General features: G+C 54.3%; 16 protein-coding genes. 5 read left to right on the top strand and 11 right to left on the bottom strand.

Annotation, left to right across the window (positions count from 1 at the left end; translation table 11 throughout):
• Positions 1–142 precede the first annotated feature (142 nt).
• The 8 genes from DYY88_RS11100 to DYY88_RS11065 form a co-directional block, all read right to left on the bottom strand.
• Positions 143–1,138 (bottom strand): NAD-dependent epimerase, encoded by a 996-nt coding sequence (locus DYY88_RS11100; RefSeq protein ID WP_039727982.1) that lies wholly within the window; start codon positions 1,136–1,138, stop codon positions 143–145.
• 346 nt (positions 1,139–1,484) lie between these two features.
• Positions 1,485–2,576 (bottom strand): chorismate synthase, encoded by a 1,092-nt coding sequence (gene aroC, locus DYY88_RS11095; RefSeq protein WP_039727983.1) that lies wholly within the window; start codon positions 2,574–2,576, stop codon positions 1,485–1,487.
• A gap of 125 nt (positions 2,577–2,701) precedes the next feature.
• Positions 2,702–3,532 carry a glycosyltransferase family 2 protein gene (locus tag DYY88_RS11090; RefSeq protein ID WP_044151311.1) on the bottom strand — a complete coding sequence of 277 codons (831 nt, stop codon included), beginning with the start codon at positions 3,530–3,532 and terminating at the stop codon, positions 2,702–2,704.
• Entirely contained in the window at positions 3,529–4,557 is a 1,029-nt protein-coding gene (locus DYY88_RS11085) for a glycosyltransferase family 2 protein (protein ID WP_039727984.1), read from the bottom strand. Before DYY88_RS11085 ends, DYY88_RS11090 begins: the two co-directional genes overlap by 4 nt.
• A gap of 83 nt (positions 4,558–4,640) precedes the next feature.
• The gene (locus DYY88_RS11080) at positions 4,641–6,356 is read right to left on the bottom strand and encodes a diflavin flavoprotein (protein ID WP_039727985.1); all 1,716 of its coding nucleotides are present in this window, start codon (positions 6,354–6,356) and stop codon (positions 4,641–4,643) included.
• Between the two features lie 181 nt (positions 6,357–6,537).
• Positions 6,538–7,095 carry a pentapeptide repeat-containing protein gene (locus DYY88_RS11075; RefSeq protein WP_039727987.1) on the bottom strand — a complete coding sequence of 186 codons (558 nt, stop codon included), beginning with the start codon at positions 7,093–7,095 and terminating at the stop codon, positions 6,538–6,540.
• Between the two features lie 193 nt (positions 7,096–7,288).
• Positions 7,289–9,496 (bottom strand): phosphoketolase family protein, encoded by a 2,208-nt coding sequence (locus DYY88_RS11070; protein WP_039727988.1) that lies wholly within the window; start codon positions 9,494–9,496, stop codon positions 7,289–7,291.
• 401 nt (positions 9,497–9,897) lie between these two features.
• Complete coding sequence (locus DYY88_RS11065) at positions 9,898–11,895, bottom strand: caspase family protein (protein WP_039727989.1); 1,998 nt, start codon at positions 11,893–11,895, stop codon at positions 9,898–9,900.
• A 399-nt stretch (positions 11,896–12,294) separates the two neighbouring features.
• Between DYY88_RS11065 and DYY88_RS11060 the strand changes: the two genes are divergently transcribed.
• Complete coding sequence (locus DYY88_RS11060) at positions 12,295–12,720, top strand: hypothetical protein (protein WP_130199402.1); 426 nt, start codon at positions 12,295–12,297, stop codon at positions 12,718–12,720.
• 186 nt (positions 12,721–12,906) lie between these two features.
• On the opposite strand, the gene DYY88_RS11055 is transcribed toward DYY88_RS11060, so the two are convergent.
• Complete coding sequence (locus DYY88_RS11055) at positions 12,907–14,217, bottom strand: TAXI family TRAP transporter solute-binding subunit (protein ID WP_052288521.1); 1,311 nt, start codon at positions 14,215–14,217, stop codon at positions 12,907–12,909.
• Between the two features lie 158 nt (positions 14,218–14,375).
• Here DYY88_RS11055 and DYY88_RS11050 point away from each other — a divergent pair, with 158 nt between their 5' ends.
• The 4 genes from DYY88_RS11050 to DYY88_RS11035 all read left to right on the top strand — a co-directional run bounded on the left by DYY88_RS11050 (position 14,376) and on the right by DYY88_RS11035 (position 19,139).
• A complete protein-coding gene (locus tag DYY88_RS11050; protein ID WP_039727991.1) occupies positions 14,376–14,870 on the top strand; it encodes a hypothetical protein in 495 nt (164 codons plus the stop codon).
• 542 nt (positions 14,871–15,412) lie between these two features.
• The gene (gene gpmI, locus DYY88_RS11045; RefSeq protein WP_039727992.1) at positions 15,413–17,011 is read left to right on the top strand and encodes a 2,3-bisphosphoglycerate-independent phosphoglycerate mutase; all 1,599 of its coding nucleotides are present in this window, start codon (positions 15,413–15,415) and stop codon (positions 17,009–17,011) included.
• 114 nt (positions 17,012–17,125) lie between these two features.
• Positions 17,126–17,368 carry a preprotein translocase subunit SecG gene (gene secG / locus DYY88_RS11040; protein WP_039727993.1) on the top strand — a complete coding sequence of 81 codons (243 nt, stop codon included), beginning with the start codon at positions 17,126–17,128 and terminating at the stop codon, positions 17,366–17,368.
• A gap of 295 nt (positions 17,369–17,663) precedes the next feature.
• The gene (locus DYY88_RS11035; protein ID WP_039727994.1) at positions 17,664–19,139 is read left to right on the top strand and encodes a CoA-acylating methylmalonate-semialdehyde dehydrogenase; all 1,476 of its coding nucleotides are present in this window, start codon (positions 17,664–17,666) and stop codon (positions 19,137–19,139) included.
• Between the two features lie 5 nt (positions 19,140–19,144).
• Here the strand turns inward: DYY88_RS11035 and DYY88_RS11030 are convergent, their stop codons facing one another.
• Both DYY88_RS11030 and tsaA read right to left on the bottom strand, forming a co-directional pair.
• Positions 19,145–19,591: a QcrA and Rieske domain-containing protein gene (locus DYY88_RS11030; RefSeq protein ID WP_039727995.1), complete on the bottom strand. Its 447-nt coding sequence runs from the start codon at positions 19,589–19,591 to the stop codon at positions 19,145–19,147.
• Positions 19,592–19,719: 128 nt separating this feature from the next.
• Positions 19,720–20,289 carry a tRNA (N6-threonylcarbamoyladenosine(37)-N6)-methyltransferase TrmO gene (gene tsaA, locus DYY88_RS11025; protein ID WP_039727997.1) on the bottom strand — a complete coding sequence of 190 codons (570 nt, stop codon included), beginning with the start codon at positions 20,287–20,289 and terminating at the stop codon, positions 19,720–19,722.
• Positions 20,290–20,292: the final 3 nt, after the last annotated feature.

Below are 20,292 nucleotides of genomic sequence, written 5' to 3'. Positions count from 1 at the left end.
TCGTATCTTCAGCTTATGGCGAGTGAGCTTTTTTACTGACTGAGCGATTTATCAAACATCCTCTAAGGAGACTTGCAAGTTTTTTGAACTTCTCTATCATCGTCGCTCGCTCTTTTCAGTTTTAGAAAGTTTTGATTTAGGGCTATTCTTTATAATAGCAGAGGTACCATTCGATGAATTTTTGAATGCCATTTTCGACTGAGGTGGCTGGCTTGAAATCAATGTCTATCATTAAGTCGTTGATATCTGCATGAGTCGCAACGACATCTCCTGGCTGCATAGGCTTCATGATTTTCTTGGCTGATTTGCCCATCGCCTTTTCGATGACTTCGATGAAAGCTATTAGCTCTACAGGCTGATGATTGCCAATGTTATAAATTTTGTACTGAGCTTTGGAATTAATCTCGTTATTGGTGGCAACTTGATTGGGTAAGTGATCTAACAAGCGAATTATGCCTTCAACAACGTCGTCTATGTAGGTAAAGTCACGCTTCATTTGTCCTTGATTGTAGACCTCAATGGGGCGTCCATGAGCGATCGCATCGACGAATTTGAAGTACGCCATGTCAGGACGCCCCCATGGTCCATAGACAGTAAAGAAGCGCAATCCAGTTACTGGAAAGTTGTATAGATGACTGTAGGCGTGGGCCATCAGTTCGTTTGCTTTTTTGGTTGCTGCATACAAAGATACTGGATGGTCAACCGCATCTTGGGTTGAAAACGGTACCTTGGTATTGGCTCCATATACTGAGCTGGAAGACGCAAAAATCAAATGCTGTAAATCAGCACTGTGACGACATCCTTCAAGAATATTGAGAAAGCCAGAAAGATTGCTATCTGCATAGGCATACGGATTTTGTAATGAATAGCGAACACCGGCTTGAGCAGCTAAATGAATGACATGAGTAAAAGAATTTTGACTAAATAATTTTTCAACGCCAGAACGATCATTTAAATCTATTTTCTGGAACGTGAACTTAGGATCGGCTGTGATTTGGGCCAAGCGATCGCGCTTCAACTGTACAGAGTAGTAATCATTAAGGTTGTCAATACCATAAACTTCTTGTCCAGCGTCTAATAGCTTTCGAGAAACATGAAAGCCTATAAAACCAGCTGCACCAGTAATTAGAATTGTCATAATCTTTTGTATATAAAGCGGGTGTATATAAAGCGGTCTTGCTCCAAGGATGGTATCATCGCGCCGCTAATGTGCGCACTCACAAAGGTGACCGAATAACTTAAAATGCCATCATGATGATAAGTGTACAAATAGATGCTCCCTACTGGTGAAATACCTTCCAGAAAAGGAATGTAGGCAGGCACGGAACTGCTCGACGGGTCCTCTGTGGAGAGCATACTGGGCGGCTTGGATACTAAGCTGACACCTGAAAATAAACTACACCGATTGTTTCCATCCTGACCGCGTTGACAGTCGCGCGCGGGAACGCAGATCGTCCAAATGCCTTTCACTACTATGTCTCGCTTTAGCTGAATAGTCGACATTGACCATGGTGCCGCAGCAGGTGATCGCAAAGTACTAGAGCCATCATGGCTTCTACCATTGGTACGGCACGGGGCAAAACGCAGGGATCATGCCGCCCCCGAGCTGCCAGAACGGTGGCAGTGCCGTCGTTAGTCACGGTGTTTTGCGCTTTGCGAATTGTCGCAGTCGGTTTAAATGCGGCGCGAATGATGATGTTTTCACCATTGGTAATGCCGCCTTGGGTGCCGCCAGAACGGTTCGTGCGGGTACGCCAGTTGCCTGTTTCGTCGGTGTAGTACTCGTCGTTATGTTGGCTGCCGGTTAGCAATGTGCCGGCAAAGCCAGAGCCGAGTTCAAATCCCTTGCTGGCAGGTAATGACATCACGCCTTTGGCGAGGTCGGCTTCAAGCTTGTCAAACACGGGAGAACCGAGTCCTTTAGGGACGCGGCGAGCCACACACTCGACGACGCCACCGATGGAATCGCCTTGATCGCGGATCTGCTCAATGCGGTCGATCATATGTTGAGCCGCTTCGGCATCGGGGCAGCGGACAATGTTGCTTTCTACCTGTTCTAGGGTGACGGTGTCAGGGTCAATGACGCTTTCGATGTCTTGGATGCGCTTGACGTAACCAATGATTTCGACCCCAGCGTATTGCTGGAGAATTTTTTTGGCGATCGCACCAGCGGCGACCCGGCCAATGGTTTCCCGCGCGGATGAACGCCCGCCCCCTTGATAGTTGCGAAAGCCATATTTGCTGTCATAGGTCGCGTCGGCGTGGGAGGGGCGATAGGTCGTCGCCATCTCGCTGTAGTCTTGGGGGCGCGTGTCTTTATTGCGCACCATGATGGAGATGGGGGTGCCTAACGTTTTGCCCTGAAAGACGCCAGACAGAATCTCGCAGCGATCGGCTTCTTTGCGAGGAGTGGTGATTTTACTCTGGCCCGGACGGCGGCGATCAAGTTCTACTTGAATCTCTTCGGGGGTAATTTCAATTTGGGGTGGACATCCATCAATAACGACGCCTACGGCACCTCCATGGGACTCGCCAAAGGTGGTGATGCGAAAAAGATGTCCAAATGTGTTGCCCATAAAGCCTAAATTGCCCAGCCGAAAAGGTTTGTAGAACTGAACGGAAATGCTGTTTAAGGTTCACTTCTAGACTCTCATCCTAGTACAGTCTGAGGAGTCTTGATGGGGAAAGTCATCGACTCTTGCTAGGTGCGCTGTCGCTGTTGCCACTGCTTGAAGGCAAGATAACAGTGCAGCACCCACTGTTCCCACTGGGGACGATGCTTTTTGTAGTAGTAGCGCTGACTGCGGCGATATTCGGCGGCCATTTTGCCTGCGACTTGGGCAACGGAAAAGCCTCCGATATGAATCAGAGCAACGTCTGGCGTGTAGAGTAAATGATATCCAGCATTGCGAAAACGCTGGCACAAATCGGACTCTTCGAAATACATAAAAAAGTTTTCGTCAAAGCCGCCAATCTCGAAGAAGTGCGATCGCCGCATCAACATCGCCGCCCCGACCAGAATATCGACATCCCGATCAGCCTGATACTGCTGTGCCAGAGCTGCTCGAAGGGCGGGTTGACGATACTTTCGCACCGCTTGCAGTGTGCGCCACTCTCCCCATAAGCCGATTGCATAAGCGGTTGAAAGTTGGAAGCTACCGTCAGGATTCAGCAAACGCGGCCCGACGATGCCCAGCCGGGGAGAAGACTCTAGCTTATTCACCAAAGTGGGCAGAATATTTTGCTGAATGAGGGTGTCAGAATTGAGTAGGAATAGATGCGTGCCTTGAGCGTGATGTGCGCCAATATTATTCGCTGCACCAAAGCCTAAATTCTTAGCCTGGCGCAATAGTTTAACTGTGGGAAATTGCTGCTCAATGAAATCAGGACTGCGATCGCGGGAATCATTATCGACCACGATGACTTCAATGCTTGCAGTGTCCAAATTTTGAAAAATGGACGTCAGGCAATCGATGACCACATCGCCGCCGTTGTAGTTGACAATAATAATCGAAACGTTTGGATTACTCACTTCGAGCTAAATATCAATACTCGCTCAAAGAACCAGTCTTTGACTTTTAACCAGTCAAGCACAAATTTATTGACCCATAAACGCAGCGCACATCCTCGGGCTCCGTATCCTTTAAAAACACTATAAACACCTAGCTGTAAAATTGGCCAACCGAAATCGATTCTGTTCTCCGGAATCGGATTGAGTTTACTGGCAATTTGGGGTGGATAAAAGCGCTGATAGAATGCTCGGCTCAGGGCCTCATGAATGGAGTAGCTTTTGAGGGTGAGACGCCCTCTTTTAGCTAACCATTCTTCGAGTTCAACGCGAATGGTTCCTGCAAATTCTCGGGCTCCGACAACGTTATCGCCATGTTGCCGATACTGAACTAAAGGCTGCCGGAGATGGGCAATGTTACCTCGATGGGAGGCTACAAGAGCCATCCAGTGGTCGTGATACCAGGCGGTTGAACTATGTTGCTTAGGGAATGGCAACAGATCGGGAATTAAGATTCGCCGAATCATGACAGTGCATCCGGTGACAGAGTTGCGCAGCAACAGCAATTTCGAGTTCAGGTTTTCAGGACAGCGTTTTTCGTAGTCCCAAACGGACGAATGGAGCAGCTGCCCCTGACTATCAATGAGCTCTAAATCAGAGTGTGCCAGTAGGGCATCTTGGGATTCAATTTCACGGAGTAGAGTTTCGAGCTTTTCAGGATGCCAAATATCGTCCTGATCGGAAAATGCCAGATGGGTGATCTCCGGGCGATCGCTAAAATATTCAATGCCAGATTCAAAGTTATGATAAGCGCCTAAATTTTGCGGTTGAACGTAGTAAATAAACCGCGCATCGTCAGCAATTTCGGTGCGAATAAAGTCTTGAATGTCAGGCGCAGAACCATCATCGGTGATGAGGCAAATCCAATTTGAAAAGGTTTGGAGCTTGATAGATTCAAGCTGCTGTTTAAAGTAGGTGCGATCGCAATTGTAGGCAGCTAACACAATCCCTACTTGAAACGATGGCTGCTCAGATTTCGCTCGCTCCATGACTGCTGATCATCACCCTTACAAAATTGAAATCGCGCTGAGTTGCGATCTTGGAGATATTGTACTGGTCAGTGGTCAGACCATTAGTAGTGCGTCCCGGTTTTGCGGAAGTGGACGGCGGTTTTCGCGTCAGGCTTGAGCACCTCGCCATTTTGAATGGTGGCATAGACGACCCAGTGATCCCCGCACTCCATTCGATTAGCAACTTCGCATTCCAGGAAGGCGATCGCATCCTGTATGACGGGACAGCCATTCTCGGCATCCTGAATTTCAATGCCTGCAAAGCGGTCTTCTCCGGGGCCAAAGGGTTTCAAAAAATGCTTCATCGGGCCAAGGTGGCTGCCCTCTGCCAAAATGTTGAGCACAAAGGGATTGCCTGGATATAGCAGGGACTCAATGGCCCGGTCTTTGGCCACGGCGACGGTGAAGCCGGGAGGGGTGAAGGTCGCTTGTGACACCCAAGATGCCAACATCGCGCTGCTAGCGTCACCTTTGCGGGTGGTGACGACGCAGAGGGAACCCACCAGGCGACCCACGGCTTGTTCGACTGAGGTGGCGGGGGTGCGGGGGGCCTTGGCACGCTTCACTTTTTTGAGCGCTTGAGCGAAGTCCGTACCCACTTCTTCGCAATATTGCAGGGTCGATTCGGTGGGCTTGAACTTAACGCGAATCGGATCAAAGGCCAGGCTGTAGCCGCCGTCTTTGAGCTTGTTCTCCAGTAGGTCGATCGCTTCCCCACTCCAGCCAAATGAGCCAAATACGCCGGCTAACTGGGTCTTCGAAGCCGTGGAAAGAATGATCCCCAAGGCTGTTTGAATCTGGGTGGGGGCGTGTCCCCCGAGGGTGGGTGAACCGATGAGGAACCCGGCAGATTTTTCGAGTGCTGCCTTGATTTCTTCAGGAGCGGTCTGTTCCGCGTTGATGGACTCCACTGCGACACCCGCTTTGGTGATGCCGTGGGCCAGCGTTTGGGCAATGGTGGCGGTATTGCCGTAAGCCGAGGCGTAAATCAACGCGACGGAAAGCTCTTTTCCTTTTTGCTGCTGACTCCAGGTTTGATAGGCCTGGAGTAAGTCGCGAGTGTGGTAGCGAACAGCGGGACCATGCACCGGTGCAAACATCCGCACCGTCAGCGATTCCAGCTTTTCGAGGGCGACACTGACTTGGCGGGCATTGGGGGCCATGAGGCAGTCGTAGTAGTGGCGGCGATCGCTCAGCAAGTCTTGCCAGCTCAAGTCATAGACAGCATCGTCACAGAGATGCATGCCAAAAAACTTATTGCTAAAAAGCACCTGCGTGTATTCGTCATAAACCCACAACCCTTCGGGCCAGCGGGGGGTCGGCACGGGCAAAAACCGGAGTTGATGACCTTTTCCCAGGTCAATTTCGGCTTCGCCCCCTTTCACGACCTGAATGTTGGAGGTCTGACTTTCCAGTAAATCTTCTAACGCTTTGGCGGCAGGATTGGAACAGACGATGGTGGCGTTGGGTGCCTTTTCCAACAGGACTTGTAGGGTTTTGGCACGGTTGGGATTGATGTGCCCCAGGATAATGTAGTCCAACTGGGCGGGATCGATCTGCTGTTCGAGCGTCGCCACAAAGCTTTCGGTAAAGGACTCGCCGGGAAAGTCGATGAGCGCCAGGCGATTGCCCCGAATTAGATAGCTATTCGAGGTGGTGCCCCGTTCCAAGGCATATTCGATTTCGAAGCGGAGTCGCTGCCAACTGCGCGATCGCATCACTTCAGTATCAGCGGCGATGGTGAGTGTTTGCACATCGCGCGGTTGAGTCGTGGTCATGGCTGCAATCCCTCGTGCCTCTGGGGGTATGGAACGTCTTCGATTCATCCATCTTAGAACTGGTGCGCTGGTGCTGGGGCCAAGCAAGCGTCAATCAGGATTCAGCCGCCGCTTGAGCGATCTCCACTGCGCGATAGTGGAACGGCACTGCCATTACGTGGCCCATGGTTAAGGGCGACGATTATTCACAGTCGCGGTTGGCCAGAGAACCATCCGGCATCACCGTATTACAAAACAGCGCCATGCTACGGTTGACCCCCCGCAGATTGGCGTCTTTAAGATTTGCGCCCTTGAGATTGGCCTGCCCTAATTTGACCGCCAACAGTACCGCACCTTCCAAATTGGCATCCGACAGATCAGCATCTAACATGTTGGCCTGAGACAAATCAGATCCGCGTAAATCCGCCCCGGAGAAGTTAGCGTTGGCTAACTGCGTGCCATTCATCTGAGCTCCCTGGAGGTTAGCCCCGCTGAGGTTAGCGTTATCCATAAACGCCAGCATGAAATCGACCTTCGAGAGATTTGCTCCACTCAGGTTGGCATCGGTCAGGGTGGCGATTTTGAGGTTGGCGCCGCTCAAATCCAGACCGCTTAAGTCGGCTTCATCCAAAATGCAAACAGGACAGTCTTTGGTCTCTTTCAGGAGATCAATGTCTTCTTGGAGCGCTGCCCAACTGGGTTGAGCCAGCCCTAGCCACAGCAAGACGGTCAGGCAGAGGGCAATTAGAGGATGCTTCATTCTGAAATTTTGGGTTGCAACGAATACATTGTCTCACCCAGGCGATCGCTCTCGGCGACCGATCAGGATTTTGTCTGCTCTGGGTAAGCAACAGCGTCCTTAGGTGAGGCTGACTGCGATCGCAGCAGAGTCGGGACGAGTGGTCATTCGCCCCGACAGCAACGCTGGCTAAACCAAGTGATCCAATCGTCGCTTACCCCAGCAATTCCTTGGCGCGGCTAACAAAGTTTTCCGCCGTAATGCCGTTGATGGCCATGACCTGGGCCGCGCTGGCAGCAGTTTCACCGCGCTTCCAGGCAAAGGTGTCGCGGGGCGTATTGCTGCGCAACATAATCGGCTCCAACATGGCAGAAGAACCGCCCGTAACGCCAATTAAGGCATCGCCGTCAAACAACTCGGCGAATTCGGCATCGCTGAGGAAGTTACCATCGGGCTCAGAGACGCTATCCCAAGCCACGTCATTGGGTCGATAGAGCTGTCGCGGACTCACGACCGAGACCACGCGAACGCCCATGCCCGCAGCGGTGAGCTGTTCGGCGGCTTCCAAGACTGGAATCAGCGTCATATCGCCAATCACCGCAAAGACCACCGTTTTGCTGCCGCTCGTTGAGCTGAGTTCAATGGCACCTTTCTCCAAGGCGGTGCGGGTTTGGGCCAGAGTCGTCCGCACCGGCAGCGGTGATTTGCTGGCGGTGATCGTGATGCCTTTGTTAAAGGTGCCTAGCGCCCACTCGTAGCAAGCCTGGATGCTGTTGGCGTCAATGGGGAACAGCGGGAAGATGTTGCCATTGCGCATCATGCCCGCGAAATAGTTTTCGATCTCGGGGCGTTGGTGGGTCCAGCCGTTGCGACCCTGCTCTAGCGCCCCTGCGGTAAAGAGGGTAATGGTCGAGGGCGTCGGACGGCGCAGTTCCGCCATGGCCTGGGTGACGGTTTGCCAAATGGGCAGGCCATTGATGGCAAACGATTCGTAAGAGCACCAGAGCGATCGCGCCCCAAATAGGGCCTGAGCCGCCGCTAATCCAGCACAGGCATCTTCGCTCAGCGGCTCGTATACCTGGCCCTGAGGCTGCTGAAAATAGGTTTCATCCGTCGTCGGGTGAATGATTTTGAGCGCCTGGTTGATGTTGTTGATCCCCGAAGCGGCGTTGCCGTCAGCATTGGTCACGATGAATTGCGGATCTTGCTGACCGACGTGGCCCACCAGTACCCCCATGGCGGTGGTGGCGACTTGCTTATCACCGCCCACGGCAAATTCTTGTAGTGGCAGAGTCCCTAAATCGGGCAAGGCCAGGACAGATTCCGTCACCGCTGTAGTGGAGTTTGGCCCGCCATTCGATCGCACCAAGTTAGTGCGCACCAAATCCCACGCACCAGGCGTCAAAGCCCGTGCCTTGAGCGCCTCCACAATGTAGTCTTTGTCGAGGCTATCGCCCGGATACAAGTTGTGGGATTTTGCCCCCCGCTTGTGAACGCCTGCGCCCTTAAGCTGCTTGATAATCAGGACGGTCAGCGTGCCGCCTAGGGCCGACTTGGCTGCTTTATCGGTCGCTTCGAGCACGGCTTGAGTAAAGGCCAAGCGCTGCTGTTGCGAAAAAGCGGTGCTGTCGACGTAAGCACCCGGCTGATTGGCATCGTCGAAATCTTTGGCATCCACCAAGATGACTTCTTTAAACCCATTGGCTCGCCAATAAGCGATCATCGTCTCGTTGGACTGGGTGGACACCATGCTGTGGTGCTCTTGGGAATAGCCGTTCCACACCAACACCGGCAAGAAGTTGGTGACTTGGGGATAGGCCGTGTGGAAGTGGCCAAAGCTGCTCATGATGTAGGGTTCGCCCAGCCCGCCGTCGCCAATGGTGACGGGAAAGAGGACGCCAGGGTGCAGCTTGGCCCCCGCCATCGCGAAGTGCTGGCCTTGGCCTAAGGGACCAGCGGGACTCAGCAAGCCGGGAATCTGACCGGACAGGTGGCCCAACAACCCGTGGGTCTCACGGAAGCGATCGCACATCTGCTGCACGGTCTCAATGCCCATCGCTTCCAGGGAGCGATCGAGAAACACGGTGCTGTAAAAGCCAGGAGCGTGATGACCGACTTCCGTCACGATATTTTTATGGCCTAGCATGGTCAGCGCCGCAATGCCGTCAGCGATACTGGCAAAGCCGCCGGGGTGCCCTGACTGTTTGCTCGCCGTCACCTGCAACGTGAGATACCGCAAAGCATCCGCCGCCAACATGGTTTGATACACTGCCGCGGCGTCCGTAGGGGAAGCGATCGCAGCCTGTCCCTCACCAATGGCGGGCGTTTTGCCGTAGGTGTCAAAATCCGGGAGCGCATCAGCAAAAAGCTGAATGCCATCGCAAAATGCAGGGGCCGTTGGCTTAGAAGTGACTGCGGTCATGTCCAGATACCTATGTTGTGCGTCAACAGAGCAGCGCTCGAAATCAAGATCCATCCTACCGATATTGCGCCCCGCGATTGGCGGTTTGTCGGTGGAAGAACATCAGTTACTCAAATTTTACTGGTTATTAGCGTTTTTATAAATGTGAAATCCCGGATGGATTGATTCAAGTCAATCCAGGGCGGCGTTTACTGTGATTCGAGCTGGGCCTCAGGCCCGATGCTGCTTTTTGTGCACGAGTCAGCGATCGCCTGTAATCTTGCTCTTTGAGACTTTGCCCAACGCCGCTTGAATGGATCACTGGCCGAATCAACCCAGTGCCAGCGCTGAACCAGCGACGCTGGCAACACTCATCTACCCGCTACTGGCCGGAATGGGCCTGTCGTTGTCATGCCGCGCCTTTACTGGGCTTGCCAGCGTTGGATCTCTTCCTGGGCTGCCGCGTAGGCATCCGTGCTTTCGGGGACGAGTCGAGCGGCCCCGATCGCGCCGCCAAGGTCGCCCTGGGCCGCCCGAGCGCGAGCGATCGCGAGAATATCCTGTCCCCATTGCTGCATGCGAGCTCGGGCATCCTCATAGCCCGGTTGACCGGGTTCAATTTGCTCCAGGGTGCGGACGGCATCGTTATAGCTGCTGGCCTGTCCCGGCTGTAGCGAATTTTGGGTTTGTTGAATGAGTTCCTGGTTGGCGATCTGTTGCTCCCAGCTTTGGATGCGTTGGGCGGCCAGGGTGGTGAGTTCGGGCTGATCTTCAGGAACGAGGCGTGCGGCTGCGATCGCGCCCACAATATTGCCACTGGCGGCGCGCCCTTCGGCCAAATCGAGAATGACCCGTCCCCACCGTTTAATATCGGCTTGGGCCTGCTCATAGTAAGGATCTTCAGGCGGGACCTGTCGGGCTTGCTCAATCGCGTCATTAAACATCGACGCCGATGTGGGCTGTAAAACCTGACGGGCATTGCTGAGAATGGTTTGGTTCCGTACCGCCGCCTCCGCGACTTCACTATTGGCCGATTGCAGCAGGTCTTGATAGCGATTGTTTTGCACCTCAGGAGGTACTTGCTCGAGCCACGCCCGCGCCTCGCCATAGCGTTGGGCCTCAAGGGCTTCCTCGGCGCGTTGCAGGGCCGTATTACCCCGCTCAATCGGGTCTTCTTGTTCAGGCGGAGCTTCAGTCGGTGCGGCCGCGTCATTTTCTGCCGCTGGGGGAGCGTCTGCCGGAGCGGTGCCGTCCTCAGGTACGGCTTCCCCGTCTGGTCCACCAGCTCCCTCGGGATCGTCGCCCACCACGTCGGCGGGGGTGTCGCTGGCCGTCTGTTCGCCTTCGCCAAAGAGGATGGGTTGAAACCGGAAAAACACCCCTGCCAAAAATGCAATGGCGGCTGCCAATGCCCCCCACTTCCAGAGGCCACTCATCCCGCTAGCCGTGTCTGACGAGTCATCTTGCACAGCGGTCACCCGCTCAATGCTGGATGGCGAGGGCTCCGGAGACGGTTGAGACTGGAGGGGGAGCGGCTCATCATCGGCGGGCGAAGTGTCCTCACTGGCATATGCAGGTGAGACGGGCGATACCGGCGGCACATTGTTGTTGGCCGGGACAGTGGCCAGCGTCGCCTCATCGATCGCCGTCAAATTTTCCGTTGGTGAAAGGTTGGCGAGGCCGTCAGCGGGCACCACCATCATGAATTTTTGCGTTTGCGGCACGACCATCACCGGATTTTGCGGAGGGCGACAGTGGTGTTCGCAGAGTTCGGGGACGCGGCTGGCCAAGTATTCACCCAGTTGTGAGGCCGTGACACAGCCGTGATACCGCAACCCCTCAAGCATGGCTTTGGTAAAGAGACCGTGTTTCACATACATCGTCTCGTGAGAAAACTGCTCCGGCTGACAGGACAAGAAGGTCGTGATGCCATAGTCTTTCGCCAGGGTGAGGGTCTGAGTGCCAATATCGCGATGACCAACCGCGCCCTGACTCCGATTCATATCCATCGCCAAGACAATCTGGTCGGTCTGGGCCTGACTCAAAATCTTGAAAATTTGCGACACCGGAATCGCGGTTTCTGACAAATTCGTTGGTTCTGCATCCAGCGTCATCCAATAGTCTTGTCCGGCTTCTGTCAGCCCGCAGCCGCTAAAAAAGACCCAGAGCAAATCGCCAGGTTGCACTTGGTCGCGGCAGAGCGTTTCCAGCTGATGCTCAATCTCTTGGCGCAACGGCATATAGGCGTGGGGCTCAATGGCCGCTGAGACATCGGTCAATAAGGTGCAGTGATTGACTGGCACCCCTAACTCGTCGACCAAAAAGTTGCGAAGTCCCACGGCGTCAGGCTGCGCGTACATCAACGGTTGCAGCGCTTTGTACTGGTTAATGCCGATGAGGAGAGCCCATTGATTTGCCATGACTTGCCCTTCACCTTGACTCGTTACGAACAGTGCGATCGCCCCAGCACCTCATGCCGATTGCCCACTGTGCGATCGCTTGAGGCGTCTCTGCTGTCGCCGTCCCCTTGAACAGGGAGCTAGCGCGCCTGGAACTAGCGTCCAGAGCATAGAGAGCGGGGCTACACTGGCTGACACAGCACTGGCCAGCACTCAGGTTTAGCCCCAGACGAGCTGAGACGATGCCCATTCTAGCGGCGAGTCTCAGTTTCGGCGCTGTCACCGCCAAAGATTAAGACAAAAAAATAATTTTGACCCGATAAGCATTGACGGGATTTCGGACAGTCGCTAAATTTAAGGCGCTTTGGGCGGCGCTGCATCAGCCTTTTCTTTATTGCCGCGCAGGGAGAACTCATGATCATGCAAGCTTGGCGTCGAACCTTAATGTCGAACTGCCGACACCTGTTGGTAGGGTGTCTTGCGTCCCGTGGGCGCTTTATCAAGCTGGGCAGCATTACCGCGATCGCCCTTGCCACCGTGGTCAGTACTCCACTCGTGGCTCAGGCTTACACCGCCAGAGTGACGCTGTTTCTCACCCGTGACCAGGGCGAAAGTTACGACACTTTTTTGCGGCGGTGTGAAGCGATCGCCCGCGCGGGTATTCAGCGCAGTTTTGACGCTGATCCCCTGACTTCGGAGGTGGTGCTCACGATGGTGGGCGAAAATCAAGGTCTCGCGCTGCCCGTGATGGAAGTTGCCGTCACCCGCAGCCAGTGGGAATGGCGGCCTGATGCCCAATACTGGGCGCGTTATTACAACAATGCCTCTACCCTCCTAGATCTGTAGATGCCATCATTCCATGATCTTGGGTGAATCCAACTCTCCAAAATCGTCGTCATAGCGAATCCGAATTCCCAAAAAACTGATCAAAATAGGCATCTCGTAGAGGCGAACAGCCGTTCGCCCTTACAGATTGGGGGGCTGTAAACAGGATTTGCTGCTACAGCCTCCTTGACTTGGCCTGTTCTGGCTTTAAGGCTGGTGGGTCGGAACGTCGGTCGAGGGAAGCCGCTTCAGCAGGGTGGCTTCCTGATAGCGCAAGCTGTTGAGGGCAATTTCCCAGGGAAAGGTAAACGACTCAAAAGAGTCGGCAGAAATCAAGTCGTTGTCCAGGTCTGAGACGACATCGCGCAACATCTTGAATAGTTGCTGGCGCAGGTCTTCAAGCGTTTCAGCATTTGGGGTTTGGTTGATTTGGTCGATCAAATCCAACAGTTCAATGTTGTAGTAGTCAGCGCGATTTTTTTGCCGCCCCTTTAGCCAAATGCGAAATTGCCAAAGACTCGACGCTAATAACACTGAGACCGAAATGAGTAGGCCAATGGGTTCGGCATATTCGACGATGAATTCTGGTTGGTCGCGATCGTAAAAGGCTTGAGCCCCTGGATGTAGCGGCAGTCCTAAATCGTTGCCCGAACTCGGTAGCCGAATCAGCGCGGCGCGGGGGTAGCGGCTAACTAACTCATTGCGGTGGGTATAGAGCGTTTCGGTCAGGGCGTGGGCCACCTCATCTGGCAAGTTTTCGTGGATGACCAGCAAGGCATTCACACCGACGACTGGCAAATCTTGACGCGGCAGCGGGCGGCCCCCATCGTAGGTGCCCTTGGGAATCGTTTGCGCTTCTAAATAGGGCAGTGCCAGTTGCAACGCTTCGACTTGGTCAATGGCTAACAGGGCGATCGCATCATTTTGCAGCACTGCCTTCATTGACGGGTTGCCCAGGGTGATTACCCGAAATAGCGCATCGACGTCTCCCGCCAGTAATGACTCGTAGGCGGTTTCTGGGGCTTGGGGCAGCGCTTGAAAATCGGCCTCACTCAAGTTGTAATGCTCGACCAATGGCCAAAATAGGGCGTACGAACCGCTGCCTTCGGGCATCAGGGCAATGCGGCGATCGCGCAGGTCGCCCACGGTTTGAATGTTGGCGTCTTGACGTACCAAGAGATGAAACATTTCGGGAAACAGTCGGGCGATCGCCCGCACGGGGCGCTCGACGGGTGTATCACTCTGCACCAGAGCCAACTGTGCGGTGTTGTCTCGCAGGCGCGTCATATTGTCCGCTGAGCCCTCTGTGGCAATCACTTCAATGCGAATGTGAGGATGATTTTGCTCGACGACTGCGGCAAAGGCTTCACTAAAGGCGTAATACTCTCCGGTTTGACTACCGGAAGCTAGCACCAACTCATACACCCGACTCCGCTCTCGCCAGGTTTTGAGCCCAAAGCCCAGCGCTCCCACAACGCTCAGCAAGACGACGATCAAGGTGACACGATGATTCAACATAGTCATTACCCTTGCAGGCGATCCGGTTAAGTTGATGCTACCGGAAGTCCGTGCTCGTTCCCGGTGCTTTGGGGTTCGCGTCTGAACTGATGACAGCGATCGCCGATATCAGGGCAGCCTAGACTGCAACCGATAAATTATGGAGTCCCCGAGTTGAGATGGCAGCCTCTGCGCCCGTCGGGCCTTGGGATATCGAAGGTGAAATTCAGCGTTTGCAATGGTTCGGGGCTACTCGATCACCCGCACAACCGATGATGTCCGGTACATTGGGGGGCGATCGCGAGTGTCCCGCTTATTATTTGCTGGATCTGCGCGTGACCCACATGACGCCTAGCCCTAGCGGTGATCCAGGGGGCGATGTCGAACTGGCAGGCTGCTACCCCACCATGACCTCGTATGTTCCACCTCCTCCCCGGTCAACATGGCGATCTCGACTCATGCATTTTATTCAGCGGCAACCAGCGCGATCGGCGACTCCGATGCGGGTGGCGACTCTCCAACTCCCCCACCCGCAAAATGACGGCTTCTTGAAAATCGGGATGCGCATTCGCATCACCGAATATTGTGAATTTGGCGACGAGGGCGGCATTGAGACCACATTTAGGACGATCACCCGGCAGTCATTGCCCCCCGATGGCCCAAACGCTGGATGAAGCATCAAGTCAGGCATTTTCTCCGCAACAGATCGGCAAGTCTGAATCACTAAGCATTTTGCTGAAGCGGCTGAACCCTGTCGGAGCTCCTGTCGAGTAGCGTCGCAACGGGAAAGAGCGAGATCGTGAACTATCAACTCTAGACTGACCACAAGTCCTGCTCACCTGAAATGGCCACGTGGCAAATGCCTGCCAAGCGGCCATAACCTGGAGATTTCTGCGATATTTTGCTCAAAAATGCGAACAAAAATCACTGTCCCTAAGTTTTTCTTTCTCGACAGGGTTTTCCTGAGAATGCGTGAATAAAGTTGACTAAAACTGCTTCTAAATCAGGCTCATTGTCCGTTTCTAAGAGTTAGCCCTGCTTGCAAATTAGGCAAGAGCTGATAAGCTCTGAAAAATAAGATGCAAATTCGCAAAAGCACTGTTGTTTTTTGTTGTAAACATAAAAATTGCTTATTTTTTCGAGAGGCTATACCTAAAAAACTGATGGTATGATTCCCTCGGAAATTGTCTAGTAGTTGCAGGAACCCTATAAGCCAATGACTCAAGCGCCAATCCCACCAATGGTGCTCATTATCCTCGACGGTTGGGGATATCGAGAAGACGCTGATGGCAACGCTGTGACTGTCGCGGAAACTCCGGTGATGGACAGCCTCTGGCACGCCTATCCTCACACCCTGATTCGGACATCGGGCAAAGACGTTGGTCTACCCGAAGGGCAAATGGGGAACTCAGAGGTTGGGCACCTCAATATTGGAGCGGGTCGGGTGGTGCCCCAAGAACTCGTGAGAATTTCCGACGCCATTGAAGACGGCAGCATCCAAGAAAACGAAGCCATTCTTGAGTTGTGCCAAACCGTCCGCTACCGCAACAGCAAGCTCCATCTCGTGGGGCTTTGCTCCGACGGCGGTGTGCATTCTCATCTCAATCATCTATTGGGCCTGCTAGAAATGGCGAAGGCTCAGGATATTGCCGAAGTTTGCATTCATGTCATTACTGACGGTCGCGATACCAAACCCACGGATGGTTATCGTTCGGTGCAAGCCATTCAAGACTTTACTGAGCAGCACGGCGTCGGTCGCATCGTGACCCTCAGTGGTCGCTATTACGCGATGGATCGCGATCGCCGTTGGGATCGCATTAAAAAAGCCTACGACGTGATGGTGACGGATGGTGACGGTGATGGCCGCACTGCGGTAGAGGTCATGCAGGCGGCCTATGCCAACGAAATTACTGACGAATTTATGGAGCCCGTGCGCATCGCCCCTGGAGCAGTTGAAGCGGGCGATGGTGTGCTATTTTTCAACTTCCGTCCTGACCGGGCGCGACAGTTGACCCACGCCTTTTTGGATAACAAGTTTGACGGGTTTGAGCGATCGCAGATTGAGTCGCTGAGCTTCGTCACAATGACCCAGTACGACTCGCAGTTGACGGCGCAGGTGGCCTTTCCGCCCCAAAACCTGAATCGCATTTTGGGCGAAGTCATTGCTGACGAAGGGCTAAAGCAATTCCGCACCGCCGAAACCGAGAAGTATGCCCACGTCACCTACTTCTTCAACGGTGGGTTAGAAGAGCCCTTGGCAGGGGAAGACCGAGAGTTGATTCCCAGTCCTCAAGTGGCGACCTACGATAAAGCGCCCCCCATGTCGGCGGCTTTGGTAACCAATACCGCCCTCGCGGCGATTGAAAAAGGCATCTATTCGCTGATTGTGATCAACTATGCGAATCCCGACATGGTCGGCCACACGGGCAATTTGGACGCTACGGTGACGGCGTTGCAGACGGTAGACACTGAACTCGGTCGGCTGTTAGAGGGCATTAGCCAAGCGGGCGGCACGGCCATTATTACCGCTGACCACGGCAACGCTGAATACATGTGGGATGAAAACCACAAACCTTGGACGGCTCACACGACTAACCCGGTGCCCTTCATTCTGGTGGAGGGCGAAGGGCTCAAGATTCCGGGGCATGGTACCGAGGTCGAACTGCGCTCCGATGGTCGCTTGTCTGACATCGCGCCGACGATTTTGGATATTCTGAATATTCCTCAGCCCCAAGAGATGACCGGGCGCTCTATGTTGCTCAATTCATCTGTGGACTTGCGACCCAATCGGACTCCGGTGCATGTGGGGCTCTAGCGATCGCCCCGGCAACGGCTTGGGCAAATCTCCCTGGCAGGCTAAAATGATTGAGCAAATGGCCGCTCGGCAGAACGGCAGTTTTTAAGTCTGAATTTTTGGCGCAATTACCCTATGACTGTAGTTTCGATCCTTCAAGTAGTGTGGACCGTATCAGCGATCGGTCTGTCTGTACTGGTGCTACTGCACAGTCCTAAAGGGGACGGCTTAGGAGCCCTGGGTGGACAGGCGCAACTGTTTACCAGTACCAAAAGCGCTGAAACCACTTTGAACCGGGTCACCTGGACGTTGACCGCCCTCTTTATGGGGTTAACGGTGGTTTTAAGTGCCGGTTGGTTGACGCCGCCTGCGGGTTAAGTCAGCTTTCGTTGCAATTGATCGCTGCCTAAGATTTCTGCCCTGTGAAGCGGACGGCTTCCAGGGCAAATTTTATGTTGGGAAATGGGTGCCAAATGTGTTCGCTGTGCTCAGCCCATTCATTGTTGGGAATGGATGATCGGGGCCAACCAGAGCCTGACGACAAGCGGTGCGGCCAGTAAAAGGATTTGCAGACAGGGAACTGCCGTTTCTGACTCAACCCCTAACCCGTGTCTGATCCAGGTCACTGGGGCGACCTATGATTCACTATGGAAGGGTGATCAGGAATCTAGCGATGTCTAACGCTGTACTCAAAAACTACATCAACGGGGAATGGCGGCTTTCGAGCGCGAGCGATCGCCTCCCCGTCCATAATCCCGCAACGGCGCAAGTGCTGGCCGAAGTGCCGCTTTCTCCTGGCGATGAAGTCAATCAAGCGACCGCCGCTGCGGCCCAAGCGTTTTTGGCCTGGCGACGGGTGCCAGCAGTGGAGCGGGTGCAGCCTTTATTTCGCCTCAAAGGATTGTTGGAAGCGCATGCCGATGAGCTGGCCCGCTTGATTACTCAGGAATGTGGCAAAACCTTGAAGGAGTCGCGGGGAGAGTTGCAGCGGGCGATCGAGAATGTCGAGGTGGCCTGCGGCATTCCTACCGCTATGCAGGGCACGTTTTCAGAAGATATTGCTCGCGGCATTGATGAGTTTATGATTCGGCAACCGCTGGGGGTGGCGGCGGCGATCGCGCCCTTTAACTTTCCCGCGATGATTCCGTTTTGGTTCATGCCCTATGCGATCGCCTGCGGCAACACCTATCTGGTCAAGCCGTCAGAAAAGGTGCCGTTGACCATGCAGAAAATTTTTGAACTCATTGATCAGGCGGACTTTCCCGCCGGGGTGCTGAATCTGGTTAACGGCGCAAAGGAAACAGTCGATGCAATTTTGCAGCATCCCGATATTCGCGCCATTAGCTTTGTGGGGTCTTCGCCGGTCGCCCGTTACATTTACGCGCAGGCGGCTACCCACGGCAAACGAGTGCAGTGTCAGGGAGGGGCTAAGAATCCCATCATTGTGCTGCCCGATGCCGATATGGAGATGACGACGCGCATCGCCGCTGATAGTGCCTTTGGCTGTGCGGGGCAGCGATGTCTCGCCGCCTCGTTGGCGGTGACGGTGGGGGAGGCAAAGCAGCCGTTCACCGAGGCGATCGCCGATGCGGCGGCGCAACGCATCACCGGCAATGGCCTGGAGGCCAACGTCCAAATGGGGCCAGTCATCACCGCTCAGAGCCGCGATCGCATAGAGGCGCTGATTCAGCAAGGGGCCGATGAGGGCGCACAAGTGCTGGTAGATGGCCGCCAGCCACAAATTGCGGGGCTGGCAAACGGGAGTTTTGTGAAACCCACCATTTTGCAAGGTGTGCCGCCTGACGGCACAATCGCCAGCACCGAAATCTTTGGCCCCGTGTTGGGACTGATGCACGTCGAGACCGTCGAGGAGGCGATCGCGCTAGTCAACCGCAGTCCGTGGGGCAATATGGCTTGCCTCTTCACCAATAGCGGTGCCGCTGCCCGTAAGTTTCGTTCCGAGGCCGAAGCGGGCAATATTGGCATCAATATCGGCGTAGCTGCCCCCATGGCCTTTTTCCCCTTTAGCGGTTGGAAGGACAGCTTCTTTGGTGATTTGCACGGGCAAAGCCACCATGCGGTCGAGTTTTTCACCCAAACTAAGGTGGTGGTCGAGCGCTGGCCAAAGGAATGGAGCCGCCAGTTTTAACGGGGTCAAACTTTGACTAAAACCTGATCGCCTTCGATTTTGGCCTCAAACTGTGCCAACGGTTCGGCAGCCGGCCCAGAGGCCACTGTGCCATCGAAGTTGAAAAACGAGTCATGACATGGGCAAACCAGGGTCTCTTCGCCCCATTCCACGGTGCAGGCCGCATGGGGACACACAGCGTTGAACGCGATTACCGCGTCCGCATTGGCCGGATCACGAATCACCAGGACTCGGGATCCCTGAAACCGCACGTTAGCCAGGAACCCGGCGGCATCCAGGTCGGCAACCGTCCCAATCGCTGCAAAGCCATCTCCTTCAACCGTCGCTGCGGTGTCGGCGGGGGCATCCGTCGGCGCGTCTGCCGTGTCGCCCTGACAGGCGGCGATCGCGATCGGCAGCGAACTCGCTAAAGCCCCCACCCCTAACCAATTGGCAAACTCACGTCGATTCACTACTCGGTTCCTTTTTCGATGTTTGGCTCAGCTATCCAATCACAGAACACTGGGATTGAACTGTAGGCATTGCCTCTTTTCGCGAAAGCCGATTGAGAAATTCAATGACTTTAGTTGAAATATCGCGGTTATTTGAGGGGATGACCGGCCTGACCAAAGATGTCCGTTTCCGCCGCGATCGCCGCTTCGGCCTCATCCACATAGCCTGCCTTAGCCTGGGGAAAAGCATCGCAGTAGGGCACGTAAGGCTTGATATCCAGTACGGGCGTGCGGTCTAAAAAATCAATGCCGGCAACTTCAATCACGTTACCTTCAACATTGAGAATGCGGGTAGCGCTGAGCCCCAGGGGATTGGGGCGATGGGGAGCCCGAGTCGCTAAAGTGCCCCGGCGGACTCGTGGCCCGCGCGGTGGCATCACCGTCGGATTCCAATTTTGGTTTAAATGCAGCCAGGCAATCACCCAAAGGTAGTCAAACCCAGCCAAATCTTTGAGGGCGATCGCGGGGACGACCTCCTCAAAAAGCTCAATGCGAGCGATCGCCGGTTCATAGTCGGCAGGTGGGTGCGAGAGCTGCGATTGGCGGGGCGTACCGTGGCGTTCAGTGTAAGGCGATCGCACCCAGCCAATGGGCTGTAGCGTCACCGTCTGCGGCCAATCGACCGACTCCACATAGTCCTTGGGGGGCAGTTTGGGCATCCT

Source organism: Leptolyngbya iicbica LK (assembly GCF_004212215.1).
Lineage (GTDB): Bacteria > Cyanobacteriota > Cyanobacteriia > Phormidesmidales > Phormidesmidaceae > Halomicronema > Halomicronema iicbica.
This window is presented reverse-complemented; position numbering and strand designations above follow the sequence as displayed.